Below are 24,343 nucleotides of genomic sequence, written 5' to 3'. Positions count from 1 at the left end.
AAATTATTTTGTTTGTTTAGAAGTTGATTCGGCTTCTTTTGCATTCACTTTACTTCTTGTTCCTAACATAACTAAATAGCATAGTACGGCAAACAAGCAAGAAATGAATAGAGAATGTAACAATGCCATTGCTAAACTAGCGTTTGTAAATACAACTAAAACTCCTACTACAGCTTGAAGTGTAACAAGGATAAATGAAATGATCCATCCCCAATATACTACAGGTTGCTGTTTGTAATGGCGGATAGCGAGAATCATCGCGTATAGTATCCAAGCGAAAATTAACATCGCTGCAACTCTATGGCCCATTTGAACCCATTCATGTAGTTGAGTTGGCATAGGTCTGTTTTTGCTACATAAAGGAAAGTCTGGACAGGCTAAGCTAGCTCGTTCGTGACGTACTAAAGCGCCTGTGTAGACGACGATATAACTGTAAATTGTTACACCATAAATATGAAATTTCATTTTTTTGTCCATAATAAGTGAACGTGCATCAAATTTTTGGTCAATTTCAAAGATAAGACACGTTAATAAAATGACAGAAGCAAATGAAATTAAGGAAATACCGAAATGGATAGCAAGTACAGCTGGCATTTGTCCCCAAACAACTGCTGCTGCTCCCATTAATGCTTGTGCAACTAGAAATACGAAGGATAAAATTGCTAACGTTTTTGTTTCACGCACATGTTTATAATATTTCCAGGACAAAATACAAAGGAGTGTGACAAGAATTCCAGCTGATCCGGATGTTAATCGGTGGCTAAGTTCAATAATAGTTTCCATTGATAAATTAGATGGAACAAATTCACCGTTACAAAGTGGCCATGATTTACCACAACCTTGACCAGAACCTGTTTTTGTAACTAAAGCGCCTCCTAATAAAACTATTAATAAATCAAGGCTTGTAATGACTGCTAACCATTTAATAAAGCGTTGCAATCTCTTTCACCATCTTTCTGCTATGAAGTTATTGCGAAATATTTTCATTCCATTATGTATAGAATAAAACGCGCTAGTTCCTATGATATATAAAAAATAATAAAATAGCAAAGAAATGGAGGGGGAAGGAAAGGGAGAGAAAATAGGTGTAAAAACAGGGTTCACAAGGAAAAAATTGGTTGGAAAATAGGCTATTTTGAAAAGAAATGGGGAGAATACGTGTTAAATAGGACAAAATAGTTTATTATAGAAGGTAACATCATGTTATGATAAGGACAAGTCAGAATGATGTTTTTTATATTCGACACAAAAAGTTCATGTTTTCTTCACAAAATGTTCGGGAAATATGATTTAATATATTGGAGTATGGGCGTAGATTAGTAGTAGAATGGGTTAACAATGTTTCTACTGTAATAATATTGCTATATAGAAGCGAATCATTTCATTTGAAATAGGCGCAAAAAGAAAGATGAAAGTTTTAAGAGGGGGTTAGAGTGATGAACCATGCAACAAGTGAGCTGCATGATGAGTCCGCTGTTACAAGTGTACCGGAAACAACTCGGTTACAAGATTTATCAGCACTCGTTAAAATGGGGATTGTAAACTCAAATACACTTACTGTATTTACAGGATTTTGGTTGGCATTACACTTTAATGGATTAAGTGTGATGGACAATCTGGATAAGCTATTTTTTACAATCGTTGGTTCAGGATTAATTATGGCGGGGGTATGTTGTTTAAATAACTACATCGATAGAGACATCGATCCGTTAATGGAAAGAACAAAGACACGTCCAACGGTTACTGGAAAGTATAAACCAGGATTTGCACTTACATTTGGACTAGTTATATTACTTCTTGGATTTGTATTCTTATTATTAACAACACCAATGGCAGTTTTAATGGGATTTATTGGTGCTTTCACATATGTTGTCCTATATACTTTATGGACAAAGAGAAAGTATACACTAAATACTGTTGTAGGTAGTATATCTGGAGCAGTTCCACCTTTAATTGGATGGGCAGCAATCGATCCATCTTTAGGTCATCCAATTGCTTGGATGTTATTTTTAATTATGTTTATTTGGCAAATCCCACATTTCCTTGCATTAGCGATGAAACGTGTTGATGAATATCGAAATGCAGGAATTCCAATGCTTCCTGTAGTTCATGGATTTGAAATTACGAAACGCCAAATTATGATTTGGACAGTATGTTTATTACCACTACCATTTTATATGAGTGGACTAGGGATAACATTTATGGTAATTGCAACACTGCTTAACATCGGATGGATCGTTTTAGGATTTTATGGCTTCCGTAAGAAAGATGACATCAAATGGTCCGTGCAAATGTTTGTTTATTCCCTAAATTATTTAACAATCTTATTTGTATCAATGATTGTAGTTACATTCTTCTAAGACAACGACATAATTGGATTTCTTTACGTTGAGATTTACTTTACTTAACTATAAAGTACAATCTAATTCACAAGGAAAGTGGGGGTTGTTTGTATGAAGAAACAGTGGCGACTGCTTTCGTTCGTTTCACTGCTGGCTTTACTGTTAGGGGGATGCGGTAAAGCCTTTCAATCTACTTTAATTCCGCAAGGAGAAGTAGCAAAAATGCAATATGATTTACTTCTACTGGCGAGTGCAATCATGGTAGGAGTAGTGCTAGTAGTTACTATTATTTTCTTGTATGTAATTGTGCGTTTCCGCCAAAAGAAAGGCCAGGAAGATCATATTCCAGAGCAAGTTGAAGGGAATCACAAGCTAGAAATTATATGGACAGTTATTCCGATTATTCTTTTACTAATCTTAGCTGTTCCAACGGTTACATATACATTCAAACTTGCTGATGTAAGTGCGATGGAGAAAAAGAATATTGATAAAGATACTATCGTTGTTGATGTAACAGCGAATCTTTATTGGTGGGAATTTTCTTACAAATCAGAAAAGATAGTAACTTCGCAAGATTTGGTCATCCCCACAGGTAAGAAAGTGTATTTAAATTTGAAGGGTGCCGATATTAAACACTCATTTTGGGTTCCATCTTTAGCAGGGAAAATGGATACAAATACAGACAATGTGAACAAAATGTGGTTAAAGGCAGATAAATCGGGCACTTATAATGGTTTTTGTACCGAATTTTGCGGTCCATCACATTCTTTAATGCAATTTAAAGTGAAAGCTTTAGATGAAAGCGAGTACAAAAAATGGCTTGCTGATATGAAGAAGATTGATGGGAAGAAAGAAGTAGCTTCAACAAAGGCGCAAGAGGGCCAAGAAATATTTAATAAAAGCTGTATTGGTTGTCACGCAGTTGGATCTAATGATAGTAGACCACCTTCCGCTCGTATCGCACCAAACTTAGCAAACTTTGCGGATCGCGATATGGTTGCCGGTATTGCCGAAAACAATGAAGAAAACTTAAAAAAATGGCTGAAAGATCCTGAAAATATGAAGCCAGGAAACAAAATGACTGGCAAATATGGCAACTTAACGGATGATCAAATTGATGCATTAAATGCATACTTACAAACGTTAAAAGTTGAAAAGTAAAGAGGGATTATTCGCGAAGGGGAGGTTGAAAACGTGAGTTCTGTAGCAAAAAAACAGGGGATGGGTGCTGTCATATGGGATTATTTAACGACAGTAGACCATAAAAAGATTGCCATTCTCTATTTAATTGCAGGTGGATTGTTTTTTGTAATAGGCGGAATAGAAGCTCTATTTATTCGCCTTCAATTAGCGATTCCTAACAACGCTTTTCTTGTTGGGGATGCTTATAATCAAGTATTAACGATGCACGGTACAACAATGATTTTCCTCGCAGCTATGCCACTCGTGTTTGCATTTATGAACGCCGCTGTACCACTTCAAATTGGTGCACGTGATGTTGCGTTCCCGTTTTTGAATTCACTCGGATTTTGGTTATTTTTCTTTGGTGGAGTATTTTTAAATTTAAGTTGGTTTTTAGGTGGAGCACCTGATGCAGGATGGACATCTTATGCATCTTTAGCTTTAGCCTCTAAAGGTCATGGGGTTGATTTCTATGTACTTGGCTTGCAAATTTCAGGTATTGGTACATTAATTGGAGGTATCAACTTCCTTGTAACCATTATTAATATGCGTGCGCCAGGGATGACGTATATGCGTATGCCGATGTTTACATGGACGACATTTGTAACATCTTCGCTTATATTATTTGCTTTTCCGCCGTTAACTGTAGGATTAGGACTTTTAATGTTAGATCGCTTATTTGGAACAAGTTTCTTTAATCCAGCGCTGGGCGGGAATACAATTATATGGGAGCATTTATTCTGGATTTTTGGTCATCCAGAGGTATACATTCTTATACTTCCAGCTTTCGGAATATTCTCGGAAATCTTCGCGACATTTTCGAAAAAACGATTATTCGGTTATTCGTCGATGGTGTTTGCGACAGTATTAATTGGATTTTTAGGATTTATGGTATGGGCTCACCATATGTTTACAGTTGGGCTTGGTCCAGTTGCAAATGCTATTTTCTCAGTTGCAACAATGGCGATTGCAGTTCCGACCGGTATTAAAATATTCAACTGGCTCTTTACAATGTGGGGCGGAAGTATTCGCTTCACGACACCAATGATGTGGGCAGTAGCTTTCATTCCATCATTCGTAATGGGTGGAGTTACAGGGGTTATGCTAGCATCTGCACCAGCTGATTATCAATTTCATGATAACTATTTCGTAGTAGCGCATTTTCATTATGTAATCGTTGGCGGTGTTGTATTTGGTTTACTTGCAGGAGCTCATTATTATTGGCCACTGATGTTTAATAAAGTATTAAATGAAACATTAGGAAAGATAACGTTTTGGCTATTCTTTATCGGCTTCCATTTAACGTTCTTTATTCAGCATTTCCTTGGCTTGATTGGTATGCCGCGTCGTTACTACACATATCTTGAAGGGCAAGGGTTGGAAATGGGGAATATGATTAGTTCTATCGGAGCGGTATTTATGGCTCTTGGAACGATTGTTCTTTTATTCAATGTAATTAAAACGACAGTATCAAAAGAAAAAGCTGGTCGTGATCCGTGGGATGCACGTACATTAGAATGGACAATGCCGGCACCGACACCAGAATATAACTTTAAACAATTACCATTTGTTCGCGGATTAGATCCGTTTTGGATTGAAAAACGTGAAGGTAATAAAGAGATGACAGCAGCGGAACCAGTTGGTGATATTCATATGCCAAATCCTTCGTTTTCACCATTTGTCATTTCTTTCGGATTGTTTATAGCGGCATTTGGTGCGATGTATATGCAGGGCGGAAAAGATAAGTTTTGGTTATTAGTAGCAATTATTGGTTTAATCATTACATTTGGCGCAATGTTCCTACGTTCAGTAATCGATGATCATGGATATCATATTCATAAAGAAGATTTAGATGATAAGGGGGGCAAGGCATAATGCATGTAGATGAAAAATTAACGAATGAAACATTTCCAGCAGAGCCTGAAAAAGCAACCCTTGAAGGGAAAAATAAGTTTGTCGGTTTTTGGTTATTTCTTGGAGGCGAAACAGTGTTGTTCGCTTCCTTATTTGGCACATATTTAGCGTTAAAGAATTCTACAAATGGTGGACCAACATCTCAAGAGATGTTCCAAATGCCACTCGTTTTTATTATGACGATGCTTTTATTAACGAGTAGCTTAACGAGTGTATATGCGATGTATCACATGAAAAACTTTAACTTTAAGAAAATGCAACTTTGGTTACTAGTAACTGTATTGCTAGGTTTAGGGTTTTTAGGGTTTGAGATATATGAGTTTTATCATTATACACATGAATTTAAGCATACTATGAGAAGTAGTGCCTTTGGCTCTGCGTTTTATGCTCTTGTTGGTACACATGGACTCCACGTATTGTTTGGGTTATGTTGGATTTTAACATTAATCTTTAGAAATGCGAAGAGAGGTCTAAATTTATACAATGCACCGAAGTTTTATGTTGCATCGATTTATTGGCACTTTATTGACGTAGTTTGGGTGTTTATTTTCACTGTAGTATATTTAATGGGAATGGTGGGATAAACAATGGCGATAAAGCAAACGAATAATCCTAAAGTTGATCTTGTTTATCGGAAGAGAAAAAGTGCGGAGGAAATGAGGCATCAAGTTATTACGTTTGCATTAATGATTTTTTTAACATTAGTTGCATTTGTAGCGGTGGCGTATCCAAAAACTTTTAGTCCGACTTTCTCTGTACCGTTTATTTTACTATTAGCAGTGGTACAAGTAATTTTTCAATTGTATTATTTTATGCATATGAGTCATAAAGGACATGAAGCAGCAAGTTTCTTTCTTTACTCTGGTCTGCTAATAGGGTTAATTACAATTTTAGCTTTTATGACAATCGTGTGGATTTGAAAAGTGAAAAATAAGGGAGCTTGTGTTGTCACAGCTCCCTCTTCATATTATGAGATAACCTTACGAAGGTCGGTGTGAAAATGAGTAACTTGTGGATATTTGGTTTTCAGGCTTTATGGAGTCCAATCTTTTTATTATTTATGCTTTCGATTCTTATTGGGTACTTCTTAATTATTGGGCCATATAGAGTGCGATTTGAAAATGCGACGAAGGTAAGTAAGAAGCAAATTTTTTATTTTACGACTGGTATTGTTCTTTTGTATTTTGTAAAGGGAGGGCCTATTGATTTAATTGGCCATATTATATTTAGTGCTCATATGTTTGAAATGGCAGTCATGTATATTGCGGTTCCACCGTTACTGTTGCTTGGTATACCAATTTGGTTATATCGTTATATTACTTCTTTTAAGTTCGTTCAAGTTATATTAAAGGCATTTGCTAAACCACTTATTGCGTTGTTTGTATTTAACGGCCTGTTTTCTTTTTATCATTTACCAGTTGTTTTTGATACAGTAAAACAAAGTCAAATAGCTCATCCTATTTGTCTCGCTATATTGTTTTTTACAGCAATCATGATGTGGTGGCCGATGTTAAATCCATTACCAGAATATCAAACGTTAAGTGATATAAAGAAACTTGGTTATATGTTTGCTAACGGCATATTATTAACGCCTGCTTGTGCGTTAATCATTTTTGCAACAGCCCCGCTATTTGCAACGTATACGGATCCGGCTGCTTGGATGAAAGCGATGGAACTATGTGTACCAGCGGGTACTTTATCTGATTTAAATATAACGGGACCAGAATTTTTGCACTGGATGCCAGTCGTACAAGACCAGCAAACTGGTGGTATCATAATGAAAATTGTCCAGGAAATAGTGTACGGTACAATTATAGGTTATGTATTCTTTAGATGGGCACGTAGAGAACGTGAAAAGGATAAGGAGCAGTTGCAACAATTGCCGCCATATTTACAGACTAAGTAAAAAAGTGTATGGGATTCCATACGCTTTTTTACTTAGTCACTTTAAAAAGATTGAATTTTCTAACTATTAATGTTAAGTTAGTGTAGGCGTGTACTAAAAGTGGATATAAAATTTACTACTAGTTTTCATGCGTAATAATTCCATGTGTAGTGCAAGTTTTTTAGAGAGTTACAAATATATATTGTTATATTTAATAAATACGAACTATTTTAAGGGGGAGTTTAAATGGGTAGTAGTGGAAGTATGGTAAAGCCGATTAGTGGTTTTTTGACAGCACTAATTCAATATCCAGTACCAGTAGTAGAGTCACGTGCAGACATTGATAAACAAATTCAACAAATCATAAAAACAATTCATTCGACCAAATCAGGTTACCCTGGATTAGAATTGATAGTATTTCCTGAATATAGTACACAAGGGCTAAATACAAAAAAATGGACTACAGAAGAATTTTTATGTACAGTGCCTGGGCCGGAAACAGACTTATTTGCTGAGGCATGTAAAGAATCTAAAGTATATGGTGTTTTTTCAATAATGGAGAAAAATCCTGATGGTGGAGAGCCATATAATACCGCAGTTATTATTGATCCACAAGGTGAGATGATTTTGAAGTATCGTAAGCTAAATCCTTGGGTGCCAGTCGAGCCTTGGAAAGCTGGAGATTTAGGCTTACCTGTTTGTGATGGACCTGGAGGAAGTAAATTAGCTGTTTGTATTTGTCATGATGGTATGTTCCCTGAAGTAGCTCGTGAAGCGGCCTATAAAGGTGCAAATGTCTTAATTCGTATTTCTGGATATAGTACACAAGTTAGTGAACAATGGATGCTAACCAATCGTTCAAATGCATGGCAGAATTTAATGTATACATTGTCGGTAAACTTAGCGGGTTATGATGGTGTATTTTATTACTTTGGTGAAGGACAAGTATGTAATTTTGATGGGACTACTTTAGTACAGGGACATCGAAATCCTTGGGAGATTGTTACTGCTGAAGTATATCCAGAACTAGCAGATCAAGCTAGATTAGGATGGGGATTGGAAAATAATATATATAATCTAGGTTCAAGAGGATATGTAGCAACTCCTGGTGGGGTGAAAGAAAATCCATATACGTTTGTAAAAGATTTAGCTGAAGGTAAATATAAGGTTCCTTGGGAAGAGGAGATTAAAGTAAAAGATGGATCTATTTATGGATATCCAGTAAAAAAAACGATTCATTCTTAGGGAAGGGAAATAAAACAAGCGCATCATATTGATGCGCTTATTTTTGTTAATCAATAATTTGAAATTCTTTTAACTCTTTTTCGACATTTTGTAGGAGTTGTTCGCTTTTTTGAAGTACATTCGTTGGGAAAGTCTCATCATCACCATATTCAACGCCGTGAGGATAATAATGTTTTCCTAATAAGGGGGGAAGTAGTTTTACTTCAGCATGTCTACTGCCAATGTCACCTTCAATAGCAACTCCTTGTACTCGTAAATAATAAACATCCTTTAATATTTCAAATTTATAATCGTATGTAACCCGTTCATAATCCCACTGTCCAGCAAGTACGAAGTGGTTGTTTTCCATGATTTCAGTTAAAAGAGTTAATTCAACGACGGCTCCATTAAATTTCGTATTTGTAAATTGCATATAATACCTCCTTTTTTAATGTTACACCATTATTTTTATAATAGTATGAATAATAAGAAAGTGCAATTCATATTGAGAGAAAAGGGATAATCCAGACTTTTTTCACAAAAATATGATATAGTGAAAAGAGTACGGTACACACAAAAAGAAAGAAATGGATTTGTGTATATCTCAATTTTATGTTTTGTTCAGGAGGTATATCGTTTGAAGAAATTATTGCGTATCGTAATGATTACATTTTTAATTTTAGCTGTTGATTTATACGGGAAATTACTCGTTTCACAATATATATTAACCCCATCTCAATCAAAGCAAGAAAATAAAATTGTGAAAAAGAAAAAGCAAATGAAGGAAGACTCCCCAGATACTGTTTTAAATATGATTGGTGAAGACTCTGAAAACTTATTAGCGAAGTGGGGAGAACCCTCTCGAATAGAGCCATCTGCATACGGATATGAATGGTGGGTATACAACCAGGATTTAACTCAGTATGTTCAATTTGGAGTTTCTGAACGTAAAGTTGTAACGGCGTACGCAGCTGGTGAACAAGTTAAGGTTCTACCTTATTATATAAATGAAAAATATGAAGAAGTATATAAAAAAAGTCCGCTTTCGCATGAAATTTCATTAAAAAGAGGGAAAAATAGTTATCAATTTGAGCTATCTGATACCGAAGTCATGGAACAACCGTTAATACCTGTAGAAGATGGATGGGCGCAATTGTATTTTGATCAATTTACACATGAACTTGTTGGTGTTCGTTATATGGATGATGAAACTTTATTACGCCAAAGACCGTATCAGCTCGTTTATTCAGGTGAATTAATAGCAGAACAACCATTGACTCCGGAAAAAATAAAACAAGTAGAAAATGGGAATATGCAACAAATTTTTGATTTAACAAATATCATTCGAAGTCGTCATAAATTACCATTACTAACATGGGATCAGGAAACAGCAGATGTTGCTGTTGGTCACAGTAAAGATATGAAAGACAATAATTATTTTTCTCATGACTCACCTACATTAGGTACGCTAGGAGATCGTTTGCAGCGCGGGAAAGTAGGATTTCAACTTGCTGGTGAGAACATAGCGGCGCAACATAGTGATGGAATTGCGGCAGTGCAAGGGTGGTTAAATAGTGAGGGGCATAGAAAGAATTTATTAAATGAACAATTTACAGGATTAGGTGTTGGTGTATACGATAAATTTTATACACAAAACTTTATTCGAAAATAAAGCGAAACTGTAAGCGGTGGGGTGTTACATCACCAAATTAGTTACTTCGTATTCACTGAATTGTAGGTGGGAATCTGACCGTATGCAAATAGGAGAAAAAAAGGTGCATGAATCGTCTAAAAATAGGCGAACCATGCGCCTTTTTTTTCTTACTATATAGTAGATATACATGGAGAGGTGAGGATTATGCCAACAACAAAAGGACCGTTACATCCATCGGTTCAACAGTTTAAAGAATTTGTAAACCATCACCCTAAAATGGTTCATGAGGTTAGAAGTGGTCACAAAACATGGCGACAATTTTATGAAGAATGGTACTTACTTGGTGAAGAGGACCCAATATGGGCAACGTATAGACCGGATGGAGCGCCTGCGTTTTCTTCGGTAAAAGAAAATAAAAAAGAAAAAGATAATCGAACTGAAGAGGAAAAAACTGCTGATGTGATGGGGCAAATGCTTTCTTTTTTTAAAAAGTTGGACGTGGAACAAATGCAGAACCATTTAGCTAATGTGACGAGTGCAATTGGGAGCGTGCAACAAGTTATTCAGCAATTTCAAGGTAACCGTACGCAGCAAGAGCAAAGTACTTCAGAAAATAACCCGTTTTTCTTTCAAAAGGATTAGGGGGAAAGATGATGAGAGCAGAAATTATGGAGTTTATAAAGGCTGATGAGGATTTATCTCGCTATATTAGAGAACAACCATACTGGTATAGAAAATTAACACGAAATCCTGAAGAAAAAGAGGCTTTTGAGTTAGCGGCGATGCAACATTTCAAAAAAACAATACCAGATAAAGTGGAAAAGTTTCAAAATCAATTGGCCGTTGCTTCGATTATGATTGATATGTTTCAGTATATGAAGCAACAAAATGCAACCTAATTGGAAGTGAAAAATATGTCCGTCATGCAGAACTTTTGTTACAATAGAGATTGATTATTTAAAAAGGAGTTGCAGCATGACGGAAATTTGTTTAGTACGACATGGACAAACTGATTGGAATTTTCAAGAAATTATTCAGGGACGAGAAGATATTCCGCTTAATGAAGTTGGTAAGAAGCAAGCGAGTCAAAGTGCAGCTGCTTTACAAAAAGAAACGTGGGATATCATTATAAGTAGCCCGTTAATTAGAGCGCAAGAAACGGCTAATGAAATTGCAAAGGCAGCTGGATTACAATCGATTTTATTAGATGAGCGATTTGTTGAACGGAATTTTGGGGAAGCTTCAGGGAAGCCGGTTGCGGCTGTTAGAGAGTTGATTGCTGAAGGTAAAGTAGAAGGTATGGAGCGAGATGAAGAGATTGTAGCTCGTTGCTTTGCTGCTTTAGAAGATGTTGCGACAACTCATTTTGGCAAACGTATTATTATTGTTGCTCACTCACACGCGATAAAAGCGATTTTACATGCCATTGAACCAGATGAAATTACATTTAAGACACCATTAAAAAATGCGTGCATTAGTTATGTGAAACAAAATAGTGGAAAATGGGATGTTCTTAAATATAATATAGCGGAACATATTAATGTATAAGTGTGTACGGATATAGTGTAAAAATAGTTTCATTATATCTTTCTTTTGAGTAAGTCACTTCAATTAGTAGTTCTAATCTAAATGTGGTATGATGGATACTCGGAGGTGTCTCTCATGATTGTAGCGACGCTAGAAAGCGTATTAATATTAGATAAGGCAGAGCAGCTTGCAAAAGCGATTATCTGTTCAGATATAGCAGAAGATTATCGTAAGTATTATAGAGAATTACATGAAGATATGGAACTTCAGAAGCTAATTCAGCAATTTACAGCGATGAAAGAACGGTATGAGGAAGTACAGCGTTTTGGAAAATACCATCCTGACTATACTACCGTTTCGATGAAAATGAGAGAATTAAAGCGTTCTGTGGACTTACATGATAAGGTTGCAGCTTTTAAAAGAGCAGAAACTGCTTTGCAGAAGTTATTAGACGAAGTTAGTGTAGCAATCGGTTCGGAAGTGTCTGCTTCCATTAAAGTGCCAACAGGAAATCCATTCTTTGATGCTGGTGGCTGTGGTGGAGGTTGTGGTACTGGCGGAGGTTGTGGTTGTAAAAAAACGGGGTGATGTACCCCGTTTTTTAGAAGTTGGAAGAAAACGTATACAGAGTTTGTCCTGTAATGTTATAAATTTCTGATCGGTTTTCATAGAATATAAAATATATGTTTTTAAAAGGAGAAGATGGAGAAGATTATGTTCGGGCAACGACAAAGTATGATTGTTTATTTACATTCATTGAAACATGCCAAGATTTTAAGGAAATATGGTAACATACATTACATATCAAAACGATTAAAATATGCTGTAGTATATTGTGATATGGAACAAATTGAGCATATGATGCATAAGTTGAACAAACTTCCTTTTGTGAAAAAGATAGAACAGTCGTATCGCCCGTATTTAAAAACGGAATTTGAAAATTCCCGTCCTGATCGAGCAAAAGAATACGATTATAGCTAATAGAAAAAATCCCCTGCTAAATTTAGCGGGGGATTTTTCACTTGAAATAACGTGTTATTTCATCGGAGGAATGAAATTGTTCATTCGTAAAATACCAATTAAATGATTAAAAAATAGTTCTTTTTCTGGGAAAGTTGTAGATGGTTTTACAGTAAAGGTAGCCACTTTTTTCCCAAGTTGTTCTGCCGTTTCTTCAAATAAAATGACACGTTTACTTTTTTTATTTTCAAATACAGGAATGCCTTCACGACATATGTATAATGGTTGGAAATCACCAGTAGTAGTTGGTTTTAATATTACAACAAGCGAACACACTTTTTTATCGTTTTTTATCGTTTCAAATTGTAACATATGTGCTATACGTTCTTGATTTGTTTTGGCAATTTCAAGTAATTCATATAAATCAGAGTAGCCTTCTCCAAGTTCTATAAAGCGTTGAATCATATCTTTTCCTCCTCTTTCTTTTACTGTACCATTTCACTTTTTAAATGAAAAGCACACAAAGAAAAAAAACCCTGCATAGCAGGGCCCTTCTTATACTAGCATGTACTAGTAAGAAGGCAAAGGGAGAGGAGAAACCGGAGGAAGAACTTATGGGGAAACGTAAGTCTTCTCCGCGGTTGGCAACAACATCGAAGGTGATGTTGTTATAATTATTTATGTCCAATCTAAATGAAGATATACATAATGAAATTAAATTTTATGTTGGGCTTTTTATTTTTCTTTTTTTTATTTTGTGATAGGATAAAAAAGATAAAGTGGAACTAATATACATATTGGGTTCATATTAGTGAATGATGAGATGAATATATATAAATAACGAGAGGTTATTTAAGGCCGAGTTTTCCTATAGTTAGGTGAATGTGGTTTGTTAGCGGTTACCGAAGTGGAAATGGCTTTCAATAATCCCTCGATAGATTGAAATAAAGGTAGTGACAACAGATGAGAGTAGTTTCAGGAAAATGTAAAGGACACCCACTTAAAGCGGTTCCTGGTAATACAACACGTCCAACGACAGATAAAGTAAAAGAATCTATTTTTAATATGATAGGTCCTTATTTTGATGGTGGTATCGCCCTTGATTTATTTGGTGGTAGCGGTGGTCTTGGAATTGAAGCTTTGAGCAGAGGGATCGATAAAGCAATTTTTGTTGATCGGGATAGTAAAGCGATAAAAGTAATTCATCAAAATTTAGAAAGTTGTAGAATACAGGAACAAGCTGAAGTATATCGAAATGATGCGGAACGTGCAGTAAAGGCGTTAATAAAACGTGAAATGTCATTCGATCTTATATTAATAGATCCTCCATATAAAGAGCAAAAAATTGTATCTTTAATTAGTGTAATGGATCAACATGGATTGCTGCATAGTGATGGATTAATTATGGCAGAGCATGGTAATGATGTGGTTTTACCTAATTCAATAGGTAGGCTTGTAAAAGTACGAGCTGAGAATTATGGGATTACTGCAATATCGATTTATAAGTATGAAGGTGAGGGGACAGAATGACAAGTATAGCTATTTCTTCAGGAAGTTTTGATCCAATTACCCTTGGGCATCTGGATATTATTAAAAGGGGAGCAAAAGTATTTGATGAAGTGTACGTAGTCGTTTTAAACAATTCATCAAAAAAACCATTCTTCTCAGTTGAAGAGCGATTAGAACTAATTCGAGAAGCGACAAAAGATATCCCGAATGTAAAAGTAGATTCGCATAGTGGGCTATTAGTAGAGTATGCAAAGATGCGTAATGCAAATGCAATATTACGTGGTTTACGAGCAGTTTCTGATTTTGAATATGAGATGCAAATTACTTCTATGAATCGAAAATTAGATGAAAATATTGAAACATTTTTTATTATGACAAACAACCAATATTCATTTTTAAGTTCGAGTATTGTGAAAGAAGTTGCGAGGTATGGAGGAAGTGTAGTAGATCTTGTACCTCCTATTGTAGAGCGTGCTTTAAAAGAAAAGTTTCAAACCCCGTTAAAGTGAACGGGGTTTTTCTTTATACGTGCGCAAAAATAATAAAATTACATATAAGTATAGACAAAATAATGTGAAAATTGGTCCGTAATGTATAAAAGATGTCCAAATTTCATGTAGTATAGAAGGGTGCTTGGATAAAAATACAGGAATATCTTGTGGCATAGGTGAGAAAGAACTCACTTTCTCATAAAACGGTGTCCAAAATACAAATGTAAAAATAGGGGCAAGGATACTTTGAATAATTCGTGCGAAAAAATAGGGTTTAAATCTGATATCTGTTTCAGCTAATATGCTAGCAATTTGTGCCTGAATAGAAAGACCGCTAAATGCTAAAATGAAGCTTGTTACCATAGCTTGTTGTAAGAGCGGTGTTTCATTTATTTGACTAATCATTTGGCTTCCGAGTGTCATTTCGAAAATACCTGATAATATAGGTATACTAAAATCTGTACTTAGTTGGAAGAATGATAAAATATATTGCATAATAAAAGAAAGAGCTGCTGTAATGTGGAATACAGTAATCATTTTATTTAACACAGAGAATAAAATAATAAATCCACCAATCATAAGTAATGTTTGAATAGAAGAAACAATAGCATCCCCAAGTAATTTACCAATTGGTCTTTTTTCTTGTAAGCGCGTCTCGTGGAGAATTAAAAAAGGGTTTTGAAAACGACGTTTTTTTGTAGTGTGTGTATTATTTTTGTAAGCGGTATTATCGCCGTGAAAACGCATAATTAATCCGACAGCAAAGTTACTGAAATAATGGGCAGCGGCTAATATAATTCCTAATTTCGGATTATTAAAAAAACCGATAGAAACAGCACCGAAAATAAAAAGTGGATTAGAAGAATTTGTGAAAGAAACGAGGCGCTCCGCTTCAATCTGAGTTAAAAGATTGCTTTTTCGTAGTCTAGCGCTTAATTTGGCGCCTGCAGGGAAACCAGAAGCCATTCCCATCGCCCAAACAAATCCGCCTATCCCTGGAACGCGAAAAAGTGGGCGCATGAGTGGTTCTAATATAACGCCAATAAATTTTACAACACCGATACTAATTAGAAGTTCCGCAATGATGAAAAACGGTAGTAGTGAAGGGAATACAACTTCCCACCATATATTTAACCCGCGAATAGAAGCTTGCAAAGCGGCTTGGGGGTGGAGTACAAGAGAAAAGGTTAAAAATAGCGTTGATATGGTAAGGAAAGCGGTTTTCCATTTTTCATACATGTAAGTAAATCCCCCTTTGTCCCAAAAAACGTTCATTTCAGTATACGTGGATACGTAGTGAATTTAGACCATAAGTATGAAAAAGGAATGAAAAAAATTAAAGGGTGAGAAAAATGAAAGAACCAAAGATTGGTTTAGCACTTGGGTCTGGAGGAGCGAAAGGGTTTGCTCATATTGGTGTAATAAAGGTTTTAAGGGAAGCGGGTATCCCTATTCACATGATTGCAGGAAGTAGTATGGGGGCGTTAATAGGTACGTTTTATGCGGCAAGTAGTAACGTTGAAAGATTGTATAAATTGGCATCTGTTTTTAAGCGGAAGTATTATTTAGATTTCACGGTACCGAAAATGGGATTTATTGCTGGAAAACGTGTCAAAGATATGATTAAAATGTTTACATATAATAAAAATTTAGAAGAGTTAGATATCCCGACGGCTGTTGTGGCTACTGACATATTGAAGGGGGAAAAAGTGGTTTTTACAAGTGGGCCAGTTGCAGATGCGGTGAGGGCTAGCATATCTGTTCCTGGAGTGTTTGTACCAGAAAAAATAGATGGACGATTATTAGTGGATGGTGGAGTCATTGATCGCATCCCAGTATCGGTTGTGAAAGAGTTAGGGGCCGATATTGTTATCGCTGTTGATGTATCTCCAATTAAGGTGAATGGCGATGTTACGTCCATTTATGACGTAATCATGCAAAGTATTGAAATTATGCAGCATGAGCTTGTAATGAATCGGCAAATTGCATCGGATTTAATGATGCGACCAGCTGTAGAGCAATTTAGTTCACGTGCTTTTACAAACATTGAAGATATTATTCGAGTTGGAGAAGTAGAAGCAGAAAAACATGTTTCAAATATTTATTTATTAATTGAGCAGTGGAAGGAGAAACATAATGTTTAAGCGTTTTCGGTTTATATATGCAATCTTAATAGGGGTTATATTGGCGATGTTACTTGTTTACGTACGTTTACCGTATTATGTAACAAAACCAGGAATGGCTGCCAAATTAGAGCCTTACGTTCAAGTTGAGGGTGGAACGAAAGAATCTGGTGATTTTATGCTTGTTACGGTTTCAATGGGACCAGCAAATGTGGTGAATTTAATAGCGGCACAGTTTAATAAATATACACATATTTCGAAAGCGGAAGAAATATTGCAAAAAGGTGAGAGTGATGAAGAATATCAATTTCGCCAAAATTATGCGATGAAAGATTCACAAAATGCAGCAATTTATAATGCATATAAACGTGCAAATCGCTCAGTATCTTTTGAAAATAAAGGTGTATTAGTTGCTGGTGTGGCAAAAGGAATGCCGTCAGAAGGAAAGCTTAAGCTTGGTGATGTTATTATAGCTGTTGATGGAAAGACATTTGAAAAGACGGAGCAATTTATTGAATATATGACTGGAAAAAAAGAAAGCGATGCTGTAAGTATTGAGTACATGAGAAATGGAAAACAATTGAAAGAGAATTTAAATGTAAAGACGATTCCTAATGGGAATGGACGTGTCGGTATAGGTGTTTCTATCGTTACGGAAAGAGAATTAGTGGTCGATCCGAAAGTGAAAATTAATTCTCATGAAATTGGTGGACCATCTGCAGGTTTAATGTTCACATTAGAAATATATAATCAACTTGTGGAAGAAGACTTAACCAAAGGACATGAAATAGCTGGAACAGGTACAATTAATGAAAAAGGAGAAGTGGGCCCGATTGGTGGTATAAATCAAAAAGTGGTGGCTGCTAGCGATGCCGGGGCTGAAGTGTTCTTTGCGCCAAATGAAAAAGGTGCGGAGAAATCGAACTATAAAGATGCACTTGAGACTGCAAAGGATATTAAAACAAAAATGAAAATTGTACCAGTAGATACGCTGGATGATGCGTTAACATATTTAGAAAAGATGGATAAGGAAAAACCTCTCTGAAATAGAGAGGTTTTTTTATAGGAATTTTGTAGATGTTTCATCATAGCGAATAGGATGGTGTGTTATATCCTGTTTTAATAGTTGCGTGCGTAACGGTTCGTGCATGATGGAGAAATATACAGAGTTTGCTTTTTTCTCTATATCTAAAGCGGCATGGTCAAATGTTTTTGTATGAGTAAGGATTGGAAGTTCGATTTTTTTCTTGTTTTTTGAAAGATAAGTTTGTCCTTTTTGTGACATGCCTAGCAGGCGAATATATGGTGCGTGTTGTTCTATATTTGCGCTACGTATTTCCTCTTTTGTTGTGTTTGTTAAAATGTGTGTACAAGCTCTTTGTAATCTAGTCCATGTATAACGTTTTGTTTTTAATGCTTCCATGAATGAATAGAAGGAGGAACTGTTTTGTATTTTTGATAAAATACGATGCTCTAAACCTTCTTCTATTTCATATATATGTCGTAAGTCCCCTGGAGACATCGTCATGAGTTTATATTTGAAAAATGAAAAGTATTGTTCCCAATTATGTAATATCCCGTAGTTTTGTTTGTAATTTGCTAAAAGCGAAGTGGTTGCCTGTGGGAGAAAAGGTTCAATTGCTGTAAATGATCCTTCTTCGCTAAAGAGTTGTTTTCGGATGCTTGTCGCGCTTGCAATATGTTGGTCACTAAATGTTTCATCATGATAATGAGCGGCAAATCTTTTTATAGTTTGAGCTTGTATAGAGCTATTTTGTGACAGGATTGCTTTCATATATTGGAAGCCTAAAATATTATTTGGTTGTGACATATCTATGTTTTTTTCGGATGTTAAAATGTGTGAGAAAGCATCCGATGTTGCTTTTGCATAACTATTACCAGCGCCCATGAATTGTTTTACAAGGCAGTTAAAAGTCTCTTCTTCGTTTTTTTGTACAGAGATGGTATTATAAAAATTTTCGATTTGTCCATCCTCACTACCGAAACAAATTTCAGAAACACGTAGAGCATTTAAAATGGAAATAGCACCATTTGCGAAGGTTTCAGCCTTTTGTGTTGCAAAGACGTATGGAAGCTCTACAACAAGGTCTACGCCGTTTGCTAAGGCCATTTTAGTGCGATACCATTTGGAAATGAGTGAGGGCTCACCACGCTGTAAAAAAGGACCACTCATAACGGCAATTATTATATCGGATTGTGTTAACTTTTTTGTCTGTTGCACATGATAAAGATGACCGTTATGAAAAGGGTTATATTCAACAACAATACCACCAGCTTTTATGGTAATCTCTCCTTTCGATGTAGCATCTTTTTGAAAAACGTGATACTCTATATATTATTTACTATGATGACTTCATTATAGTGTAAAGAAAAAACATTGACAAATATAAAATGGCTAGCTATAATTTTGTTTGTTGCCTTGAGGTGATATGATATGAAATGGTCCATCCATCAATTGAATAAATTGAGAAATAAAGGATTGACATTGGATGAGATGGTAGATGTAAGTGAGCTAAAAGAGGTCGAGAAAGATATTCGTGAAATTAATCCTGTTCATGTAACGGGAAGAGTTGATTTTGGCTCCGGTAAGTTTACGTTTCATCTACATATAACTGGAAGCATGGTTTTACCATGTTCTCGCTCTTTAGTAGATGTGACATTACCATTTGACATTAAAACAACTGAGGTGTTCCAAACTTCACAAGAAGAATTTGAAACTGAAGCTGAAATTCACTCTTTAGAAGGAGAAGTACTTGACTTACTGCCCGTAATCAAGGAAAATATACTTTTGGAGATTCCAATGCAAATTTTCAGTGATGATGTTTCTGGTGGAGCACCGACGCAAGGTCAAGACTGGCAAGTGATTTCGGAAGAAGACAAAGAAAAGACTGTTGATCCAAGATTGGCAGGACTTGCAAAGTTTTTTGACAAATAATCGGAAGACTGGTTCAGGCCTTCATATGAAAATAACTATTTCTTTTAAGGAGGTGGGAAGAATGGCTGTACCTTTTAGAAGAACTTCTAAAACAGTAAAAAGAAAGCGTCGTACGCATTTCAAATTATCAGTACCTGGTATGGTAGAGTGCCCAAGCTGTGGTGAAGCGAAATTAGCTCACCGTGTATGTAAAGCATGCGGTACTTACAAAGGTAAAGAAGTAATCAGCAAGTAATTGCGGGAAAATAAACGCAGAAGATATCTTCTGCGTTTATTTTTTTTGTCTTAATCTTTAGTTGTTGTATTCTATCTTTTCTAGTAACTGCATATGCTTAATAAAAAATGCATAGGGAGGACTAGAGAGATGGCGACAACAAGACAAGATGCTTGGACTGATGATGAAGATTTGCTTCTGGCAGAAGTAGTACTCCGGCATATTCGAGAAGGTGGAACACAACTTTCTGCCTTTAAGGAAGTGGGAAAAAATTTATCTCGTACACCAGCAGCATGTGGGTTTAGATGGAATTCTTACGTAAGAAAGCAATTTAAAGAACGTATTGAGGAAGCAAAGCAACTTCGTAAAGTAGAAAATTATGAAGTGAAAGAGACAAAGGTGTTAGAACCTATGTCAATTACGTTGAATGATGTTATTGATTTCTTGCAAAATTATAAAGATGAAAACTCTTTAACGGTGTTGCAACAACAAGTTGAATCATTACAAACAGAAAGAGAGCGTCTTCTGGAGCGGTTATCAGTATATGAAGAAGAGTATAGAACATTACTTGATTATATCGATCAAAAAAGAAGTGTAATGGTAGCGGAAAGAAACAATGCTCGCTCGAATGAGAAGTTAGAGAAGCTTAAGAAATAAAAAACAGCTGTTATACAGCTGTTTTTTTATTTCTTAAGCTGATTCTTCATTTGTAACCGCATTCAAATTTGCTTCTGGATGCCAAATATAAAAATCTCCATCAGTTACTGATACGGGATTGAAATTTAATTTATCCCAAAAACCAGCTGAATGAATACGTGCTATCGTTTTAATAGGGAATTGCATTTGTTTCGCATGATTTACAAGCATTTGCCCGAATCCTTGTTTTTGAAAAGTTGGTAATACTTCAAGTTTATAAAGTTCGAGGTAGGGACCTGTAATTTCGAATGGTTCTCCGCCATTTCTTTTCATATATAGACTCATACGTGCAATTAGTGATCCACCGTAATAAATACCGTAAAATGGAGATTCACTGTCGTTTTCAATAATGTTTGCTTGTAATTCTTCCAGCATAGATAGTTCCTGGGCTCCGCACCCTTTAAATTTTTTGAATTCATCTAACGTTTTATAATTGATGAGCAAGCGCTCAACTTTTGGGAATCCCATTACATCACATCCTTTTCTTGTCTCGTTGAATGCAGAAAAGTAAAAATATTTACAATAATATTATAACTCATTTTTTTATTTTTATGAAGAAGATAGTATATTTCTTTTTTTATTTTTTTGAGGATTTGCTAAACTAAGAGTAGAAGCGTATTAATAGGTAGTACATACATAGTGAAAAATGAGAGTGTATTTGTTGGGCAAAGGACAGCGGAATTATAGGGCGTGCTCATGTGCTTTAAAAAGATATAAAGGGGGGAAGGCAAGGGCACTTAATGTGAATTCCTTGTGTGAAAATGAAAATTGGAATTGTCGGACCAGGTGCTATTGGTCTATTGTATACATTTTATTTACAAAAAAATAACCAAGATGTTACGTTGTTTACTAGGACGGCTAAGCAGGCGGAAGAATTGAAGGAAACAGGTGTAACTTGTATTAGAGATGGAAGATGTGAAACAGTATATCCATCTGTTTTACCGATAGAAAGTATGGTAGCGCAAAATTTAGATTATATATTTGTTGCTGTGAAGCAATATCATATAGATGACATACTACCGTTTGTGGAAGGGGCATCATCATTAATCTTTTTGCAAAACGGAATGTCGCATCTTCAAAAGATGCTGAACATAGGGAGTGAAAATATAGCTGTTGGTATTGTAGAACATGGTGCGAAAAAAGAGGGAGGGCATATCGTTCATCATACTGGGATAGGGGTAACAAAATTTGGAGTGGTTTGTGGTCAATCTATACATTTTAAAAAAATATTCAATTATTTTCCTGTTGCTTATTTTCCAGTTCAAATAGAAACGGATTGGGAAGAGATTATGCACAAAAAATTAGTAGTAAATGTATGTATCAATCCGTTGACAGCATTATTGGGAGTTAAGAATGGTGAATTAATCACGAATCGTTTTTTTTATCAAATGATGGAGCAAGTGTTCCAGGAGGTCGCATTTCTTATTAGAGGAGAAAAAGAAATGATATGGCAAATGGTACGAAATGTGTGTGAAGGAACGTCTCGTAATACATCCTCTATGTTAGCGGATGTAAGAGCGAATAGACAGACGGAAATTAATGCGATTGTTGGATATGTATTAGAAGAAGCTAAGAAACAGCAACGAACAGCTCCGACACTTCAATTTTTGTTCGATGCAATAAAAGGTTTAGAAACAAGAGTATAAGTGTTATTCTTTGCTTTTACGTGAAACATTGACTACAATGTGGATTGGTGAGAGAACTGGATACGAAAGGAAGAATTATATGGAGATAAAAGAAATCTCTGTTCCGCAACAAGGTGTTGTAGCGGACTATATGAACGGTAAAAAAGAGATACAGTCATGTTTTGATTATGTGTTAACAGAAGATGCTTTTAAACAACGTTTACATGATTTGCGTGAAAGGGAGTTTTTCCGCCAAGATTTAGTAGCGCATTTATTAGAATATAATACAAAATTACAAGCGGGAGAATCTACAATTCAAAATGTAAAAGCGCTTGGAGATGAAAATACATATGTTGTTATAGCTGGACAACAAGCGGGGTTATTAACTGGACCGCTTTATACAATTCATAAAGTTATTTCAATTTTACAGCTTGCAAAGGAAAAGGAAGTAAGTTTAGGAGTTAAAGTTGTCCCTGTCTTCTGGATTGCGGGTGAAGATCATGATATGGATGAGATTAACCATACTTTCGTAGCGAAAAATAAAAAGTTGAAAAAAACAATTTTTTATGACCGTAATCCGAAAAAGGCGAGTGCTTCTGAGTCTGAACTTTCTGTTGAAGATTGTAGAAATTGGATTGAAGAGATTTTTAAAACATACCCAGAAACAAATTTTACGAAGGATGTATTAAAATTTGTTGATGATGCTTTGAAAAAATCGAATACGTATGTAGATTTCTTTGCTCATCTTATTACGAAAATCTTTGCTAATTCTGGTTTAATCCTTGTTGATTCACATCATCCTGAATTAAGAAAGTTAGAAATTCCATTTTTTAAGCGAGTTATAAGTAAGTATAAAGAGGTACAAGAGGGCCTTCGAAATCAGCAGGAAGTAATTAAAGAACTAGGATACAAACCGATTATTGAAACGAAGTCTCATGCAGTGCATATATTCATGGAAATAAATAATGAACGAGTATTGCTTGAAGAGCATCAAGGTAAGTTTGTTGGAAAGGATGGGGCGCATTCCTTTTCATACGAAGAGTTGATTGAAGAGATGGAGAGAAATCCGGCGCGTTTTAGTAATAACGTTGTAACACGTCCTCTTATGCAAGAGTATGTATTTCCTACGCTCGCATTTATTGGAGGTCCAGGAGAATTAGCTTATTGGAGTGAATTACAACAAGTATTCCATACTGTCGGTTTTCAAATGCCACCTGTCGTTCCTCGTCTTACAATTACTTATATGGAGAGAGATATAGCGACAGATTTATTTGATTTGCAATTGAGAGAAAGTGATCCATTTTTAAATGATGTCGATAAATTGCGTGAAAACTGGTTGTCCAATCAAATAGAGGAACCGATTGATGATCATTTTGAAAAGGCGAAAAAAGAAATTGCTGATATTCATACATCTTTACAGCAATTTGTAAAGAAAATAGAGCCAGGGTTAGGTGCGTTTGCAGGGAAAAACGAATTGAAAATTAATGAACAAATTGAACTGCTGGAAAGAATGTTGAAAAGAAATGTTGAGAAAAAGTATGAGGTTCAGCTAAATAAATTCCGTCGTATACAATTCGCACTTCGTCCATTAGGTGCACCACAAGAACGTGTGTGGAATGTATGTTATTATTTAAATCAGTTTGGTTTGGATTTCGTTGATCGTGTAATGGAAAACCCTTTTTCTTGGGACGGAAAACATCATGTTATAAAACTATAAAATCTTGCTCTTTGGAGCAGGATTTTATTTTTATTCCGTTGAATTTACTGTGAAGTGATTTTTTTTCTGAATTATCAATCAAAAAATGTTGGATATGGTAATTGTGCTGGATACTTAAATATATGACAAAATAGCACAAAATGTAAACGTATTATTCGCTTTTTCGACAGTTTTTTATTTAAATTCCCGCAAAAGATGATAAAATTTAGTATATAATAAAAGAAAATAGCGATTTGTATAGTATGTTGCCTTTGTTGGTAAGTTAAATGAGTCGTTCTTTCGTATTATTTCATTCTCTAAGCGTGAAATATGTGTTTAGAGGAA

28 protein-coding genes are annotated in these 24,343 nt (G+C 35.5%); 22 read left to right on the top strand and 6 right to left on the bottom strand.

The window, feature by feature from the left end:
* Window positions 1–3 precede the first annotated feature (3 nt).
* Window positions 4–939 carry a heme A synthase gene (ctaA, locus tag BAQ53_RS18530; protein ID WP_001188744.1) on the bottom strand — a complete coding sequence of 312 codons (936 nt, stop codon included), beginning with the start codon at window positions 937–939 and terminating at the stop codon, window positions 4–6.
* A gap of 497 nt (window positions 940–1,436) precedes the next feature.
* On the opposite strand from ctaA, the gene ctaB reads away from it, so the two are divergent.
* The 7 genes from ctaB to BAQ53_RS18495 all read left to right on the top strand — a co-directional run bounded on the left by ctaB (window position 1,437) and on the right by BAQ53_RS18495 (window position 8,568).
* A complete protein-coding gene (gene ctaB / locus BAQ53_RS18525) occupies window positions 1,437–2,360 on the top strand; it encodes a protoheme IX farnesyltransferase (protein WP_001015061.1) in 924 nt (307 codons plus the stop codon).
* Between the two features lie 93 nt (window positions 2,361–2,453).
* Window positions 2,454–3,503 (top strand): cytochrome c oxidase subunit II, encoded by a 1,050-nt coding sequence (gene coxB, locus BAQ53_RS18520; RefSeq protein WP_000745265.1) that lies wholly within the window; start codon window positions 2,454–2,456, stop codon window positions 3,501–3,503.
* Between the two features lie 60 nt (window positions 3,504–3,563).
* The gene (ctaD, locus tag BAQ53_RS18515; RefSeq protein ID WP_153577875.1) at window positions 3,564–5,399 is read left to right on the top strand and encodes a cytochrome c oxidase subunit I; all 1,836 of its coding nucleotides are present in this window, start codon (window positions 3,564–3,566) and stop codon (window positions 5,397–5,399) included.
* Window positions 5,399–6,022: a cytochrome c oxidase subunit III gene (gene ctaE, locus BAQ53_RS18510; RefSeq protein ID WP_000557861.1), complete on the top strand. Its 624-nt coding sequence runs from the start codon at window positions 5,399–5,401 to the stop codon at window positions 6,020–6,022. Before ctaD ends, ctaE begins: the two co-directional genes overlap by 1 nt.
* A 3-nt stretch (window positions 6,023–6,025) precedes the next feature.
* The gene (gene ctaF, locus BAQ53_RS18505; RefSeq protein ID WP_000985708.1) at window positions 6,026–6,358 is read left to right on the top strand and encodes a cytochrome c oxidase subunit IVB; all 333 of its coding nucleotides are present in this window, start codon (window positions 6,026–6,028) and stop codon (window positions 6,356–6,358) included.
* A gap of 80 nt (window positions 6,359–6,438) precedes the next feature.
* On the top strand, window positions 6,439–7,344 hold the full coding sequence (gene ctaG, locus BAQ53_RS18500; RefSeq protein ID WP_208906159.1) for a cytochrome c oxidase assembly factor CtaG: 906 nt from the start codon (window positions 6,439–6,441) through the stop codon (window positions 7,342–7,344).
* Between the two features lie 225 nt (window positions 7,345–7,569).
* A complete protein-coding gene (locus BAQ53_RS18495) occupies window positions 7,570–8,568 on the top strand; it encodes a formamidase (RefSeq protein WP_000535803.1) in 999 nt (332 codons plus the stop codon).
* 46 nt (window positions 8,569–8,614) lie between these two features.
* Here BAQ53_RS18495 and BAQ53_RS18490 read toward each other — a convergent pair whose 3' ends face one another.
* Window positions 8,615–8,980, bottom strand: a complete 366-nt coding sequence (locus BAQ53_RS18490; RefSeq protein ID WP_001160946.1) for a YugN family protein — start codon at window positions 8,978–8,980, stop codon at window positions 8,615–8,617.
* A gap of 204 nt (window positions 8,981–9,184) precedes the next feature.
* Here BAQ53_RS18490 and BAQ53_RS18485 point away from each other — a divergent pair, with 204 nt between their 5' ends.
* The 6 genes from BAQ53_RS18485 to BAQ53_RS18460 all read left to right on the top strand — a co-directional run bounded on the left by BAQ53_RS18485 (window position 9,185) and on the right by BAQ53_RS18460 (window position 12,709).
* On the top strand, window positions 9,185–10,219 hold the full coding sequence (locus BAQ53_RS18485) for a CAP domain-containing protein (protein WP_000735380.1): 1,035 nt from the start codon (window positions 9,185–9,187) through the stop codon (window positions 10,217–10,219).
* A gap of 186 nt (window positions 10,220–10,405) precedes the next feature.
* The gene (locus BAQ53_RS18480) at window positions 10,406–10,843 is read left to right on the top strand and encodes a YlbD family protein (RefSeq protein WP_208906158.1); all 438 of its coding nucleotides are present in this window, start codon (window positions 10,406–10,408) and stop codon (window positions 10,841–10,843) included.
* Between the two features lie 11 nt (window positions 10,844–10,854).
* On the top strand, window positions 10,855–11,100 hold the full coding sequence (locus tag BAQ53_RS18475; protein WP_001200990.1) for a YlbE-like family protein: 246 nt from the start codon (window positions 10,855–10,857) through the stop codon (window positions 11,098–11,100).
* Between the two features lie 76 nt (window positions 11,101–11,176).
* Window positions 11,177–11,749: a histidine phosphatase family protein gene (locus BAQ53_RS18470; RefSeq protein WP_000134949.1), complete on the top strand. Its 573-nt coding sequence runs from the start codon at window positions 11,177–11,179 to the stop codon at window positions 11,747–11,749.
* A 114-nt stretch (window positions 11,750–11,863) separates the two neighbouring features.
* Window positions 11,864–12,316 carry a YlbF/YmcA family competence regulator gene (locus BAQ53_RS18465; RefSeq protein WP_000634363.1) on the top strand — a complete coding sequence of 151 codons (453 nt, stop codon included), beginning with the start codon at window positions 11,864–11,866 and terminating at the stop codon, window positions 12,314–12,316.
* Window positions 12,317–12,442: 126 nt separating this feature from the next.
* Window positions 12,443–12,709 carry a YlbG family protein gene (locus tag BAQ53_RS18460; protein WP_002082261.1) on the top strand — a complete coding sequence of 89 codons (267 nt, stop codon included), beginning with the start codon at window positions 12,443–12,445 and terminating at the stop codon, window positions 12,707–12,709.
* 54 nt (window positions 12,710–12,763) lie between these two features.
* Here the strand turns inward: BAQ53_RS18460 and BAQ53_RS18455 are convergent, their stop codons facing one another.
* Entirely contained in the window at window positions 12,764–13,153 is a 390-nt protein-coding gene (locus BAQ53_RS18455; RefSeq protein ID WP_000616017.1) for a DUF7147 family protein, read from the bottom strand.
* 498 nt (window positions 13,154–13,651) lie between these two features.
* Here BAQ53_RS18455 and rsmD point away from each other — a divergent pair, with 498 nt between their 5' ends.
* Window positions 13,652–14,218, top strand: a complete 567-nt coding sequence (gene rsmD / locus BAQ53_RS18450) for a 16S rRNA (guanine(966)-N(2))-methyltransferase RsmD (protein WP_001266977.1) — start codon at window positions 13,652–13,654, stop codon at window positions 14,216–14,218.
* Window positions 14,215–14,706 (top strand): pantetheine-phosphate adenylyltransferase, encoded by a 492-nt coding sequence (gene coaD, locus BAQ53_RS18445; protein WP_000200601.1) that lies wholly within the window; start codon window positions 14,215–14,217, stop codon window positions 14,704–14,706. The genes rsmD and coaD overlap by 4 nt, the downstream gene beginning before the upstream one ends.
* Here the strand turns inward: coaD and ylbJ are convergent.
* Window positions 14,698–15,927: a sporulation integral membrane protein YlbJ gene (gene ylbJ, locus BAQ53_RS18440; RefSeq protein ID WP_000273081.1), complete on the bottom strand. Its 1,230-nt coding sequence runs from the start codon at window positions 15,925–15,927 to the stop codon at window positions 14,698–14,700. The genes coaD and ylbJ overlap by 9 nt on opposite strands.
* 113 nt (window positions 15,928–16,040) lie before the next feature.
* On the opposite strand from ylbJ, the gene BAQ53_RS18435 reads away from it, so the two are divergent.
* Window positions 16,041–16,832, top strand: coding sequence for a patatin-like phospholipase family protein (locus BAQ53_RS18435; RefSeq protein ID WP_000662590.1), 792 nt, complete (start codon window positions 16,041–16,043; stop codon window positions 16,830–16,832).
* Entirely contained in the window at window positions 16,825–17,856 is a 1,032-nt protein-coding gene (locus BAQ53_RS18430) for a SepM family pheromone-processing serine protease (protein WP_000476298.1), read from the top strand. Before BAQ53_RS18435 ends, BAQ53_RS18430 begins: the two co-directional genes overlap by 8 nt.
* Window positions 17,857–17,871: 15 nt before the next feature.
* Here BAQ53_RS18430 and BAQ53_RS18425 read toward each other — a convergent pair whose 3' ends face one another.
* The gene (locus tag BAQ53_RS18425; protein ID WP_002164157.1) at window positions 17,872–19,053 is read right to left on the bottom strand and encodes a nucleotidyltransferase; all 1,182 of its coding nucleotides are present in this window, start codon (window positions 19,051–19,053) and stop codon (window positions 17,872–17,874) included.
* Between the two features lie 213 nt (window positions 19,054–19,266).
* Between BAQ53_RS18425 and BAQ53_RS18420 the strand changes: the two genes are divergently transcribed.
* The 3 genes from BAQ53_RS18420 (at window position 19,267) to BAQ53_RS18410 (ending at window position 20,638) form a co-directional block, all read left to right on the top strand.
* Complete coding sequence (locus BAQ53_RS18420) at window positions 19,267–19,767, top strand: YceD family protein (protein ID WP_000872149.1); 501 nt, start codon at window positions 19,267–19,269, stop codon at window positions 19,765–19,767.
* Between the two features lie 61 nt (window positions 19,768–19,828).
* A complete protein-coding gene (gene rpmF / locus BAQ53_RS18415) occupies window positions 19,829–20,002 on the top strand; it encodes a 50S ribosomal protein L32 (RefSeq protein WP_001984764.1) in 174 nt (57 codons plus the stop codon).
* A 129-nt stretch (window positions 20,003–20,131) separates the two neighbouring features.
* On the top strand, window positions 20,132–20,638 hold the full coding sequence (locus tag BAQ53_RS18410) for an RsfA family transcriptional regulator (protein WP_000246464.1): 507 nt from the start codon (window positions 20,132–20,134) through the stop codon (window positions 20,636–20,638).
* A gap of 33 nt (window positions 20,639–20,671) precedes the next feature.
* On the opposite strand, the gene BAQ53_RS18405 is transcribed toward BAQ53_RS18410, so the two are convergent.
* Window positions 20,672–21,145 carry an N-acetyltransferase gene (locus BAQ53_RS18405; protein WP_000506692.1) on the bottom strand — a complete coding sequence of 158 codons (474 nt, stop codon included), beginning with the start codon at window positions 21,143–21,145 and terminating at the stop codon, window positions 20,672–20,674.
* Between the two features lie 293 nt (window positions 21,146–21,438).
* Here BAQ53_RS18405 and panE point away from each other — a divergent pair, with 293 nt between their 5' ends.
* Together panE and bshC are read left to right on the top strand one after the other, a co-directional pair.
* The gene (gene panE, locus BAQ53_RS18400; protein WP_002164156.1) at window positions 21,439–22,323 is read left to right on the top strand and encodes a 2-dehydropantoate 2-reductase; all 885 of its coding nucleotides are present in this window, start codon (window positions 21,439–21,441) and stop codon (window positions 22,321–22,323) included.
* Window positions 22,324–22,402: 79 nt separating this feature from the next.
* Window positions 22,403–24,019: a bacillithiol biosynthesis cysteine-adding enzyme BshC gene (gene bshC / locus BAQ53_RS18395; protein ID WP_000403070.1), complete on the top strand. Its 1,617-nt coding sequence runs from the start codon at window positions 22,403–22,405 to the stop codon at window positions 24,017–24,019.
* Window positions 24,020–24,343: the final 324 nt, after the last annotated feature.

The organism is Bacillus sp. B25(2016b) (assembly GCF_001679765.1).
Classification (GTDB): Bacteria; Bacillota; Bacilli; order Bacillales; family Bacillaceae_G; genus Bacillus_A; species Bacillus_A thuringiensis_K.
Note: the sequence above shows the minus strand (reverse complement) of the source record. Positions and strands in the feature narration are given on the sequence as shown.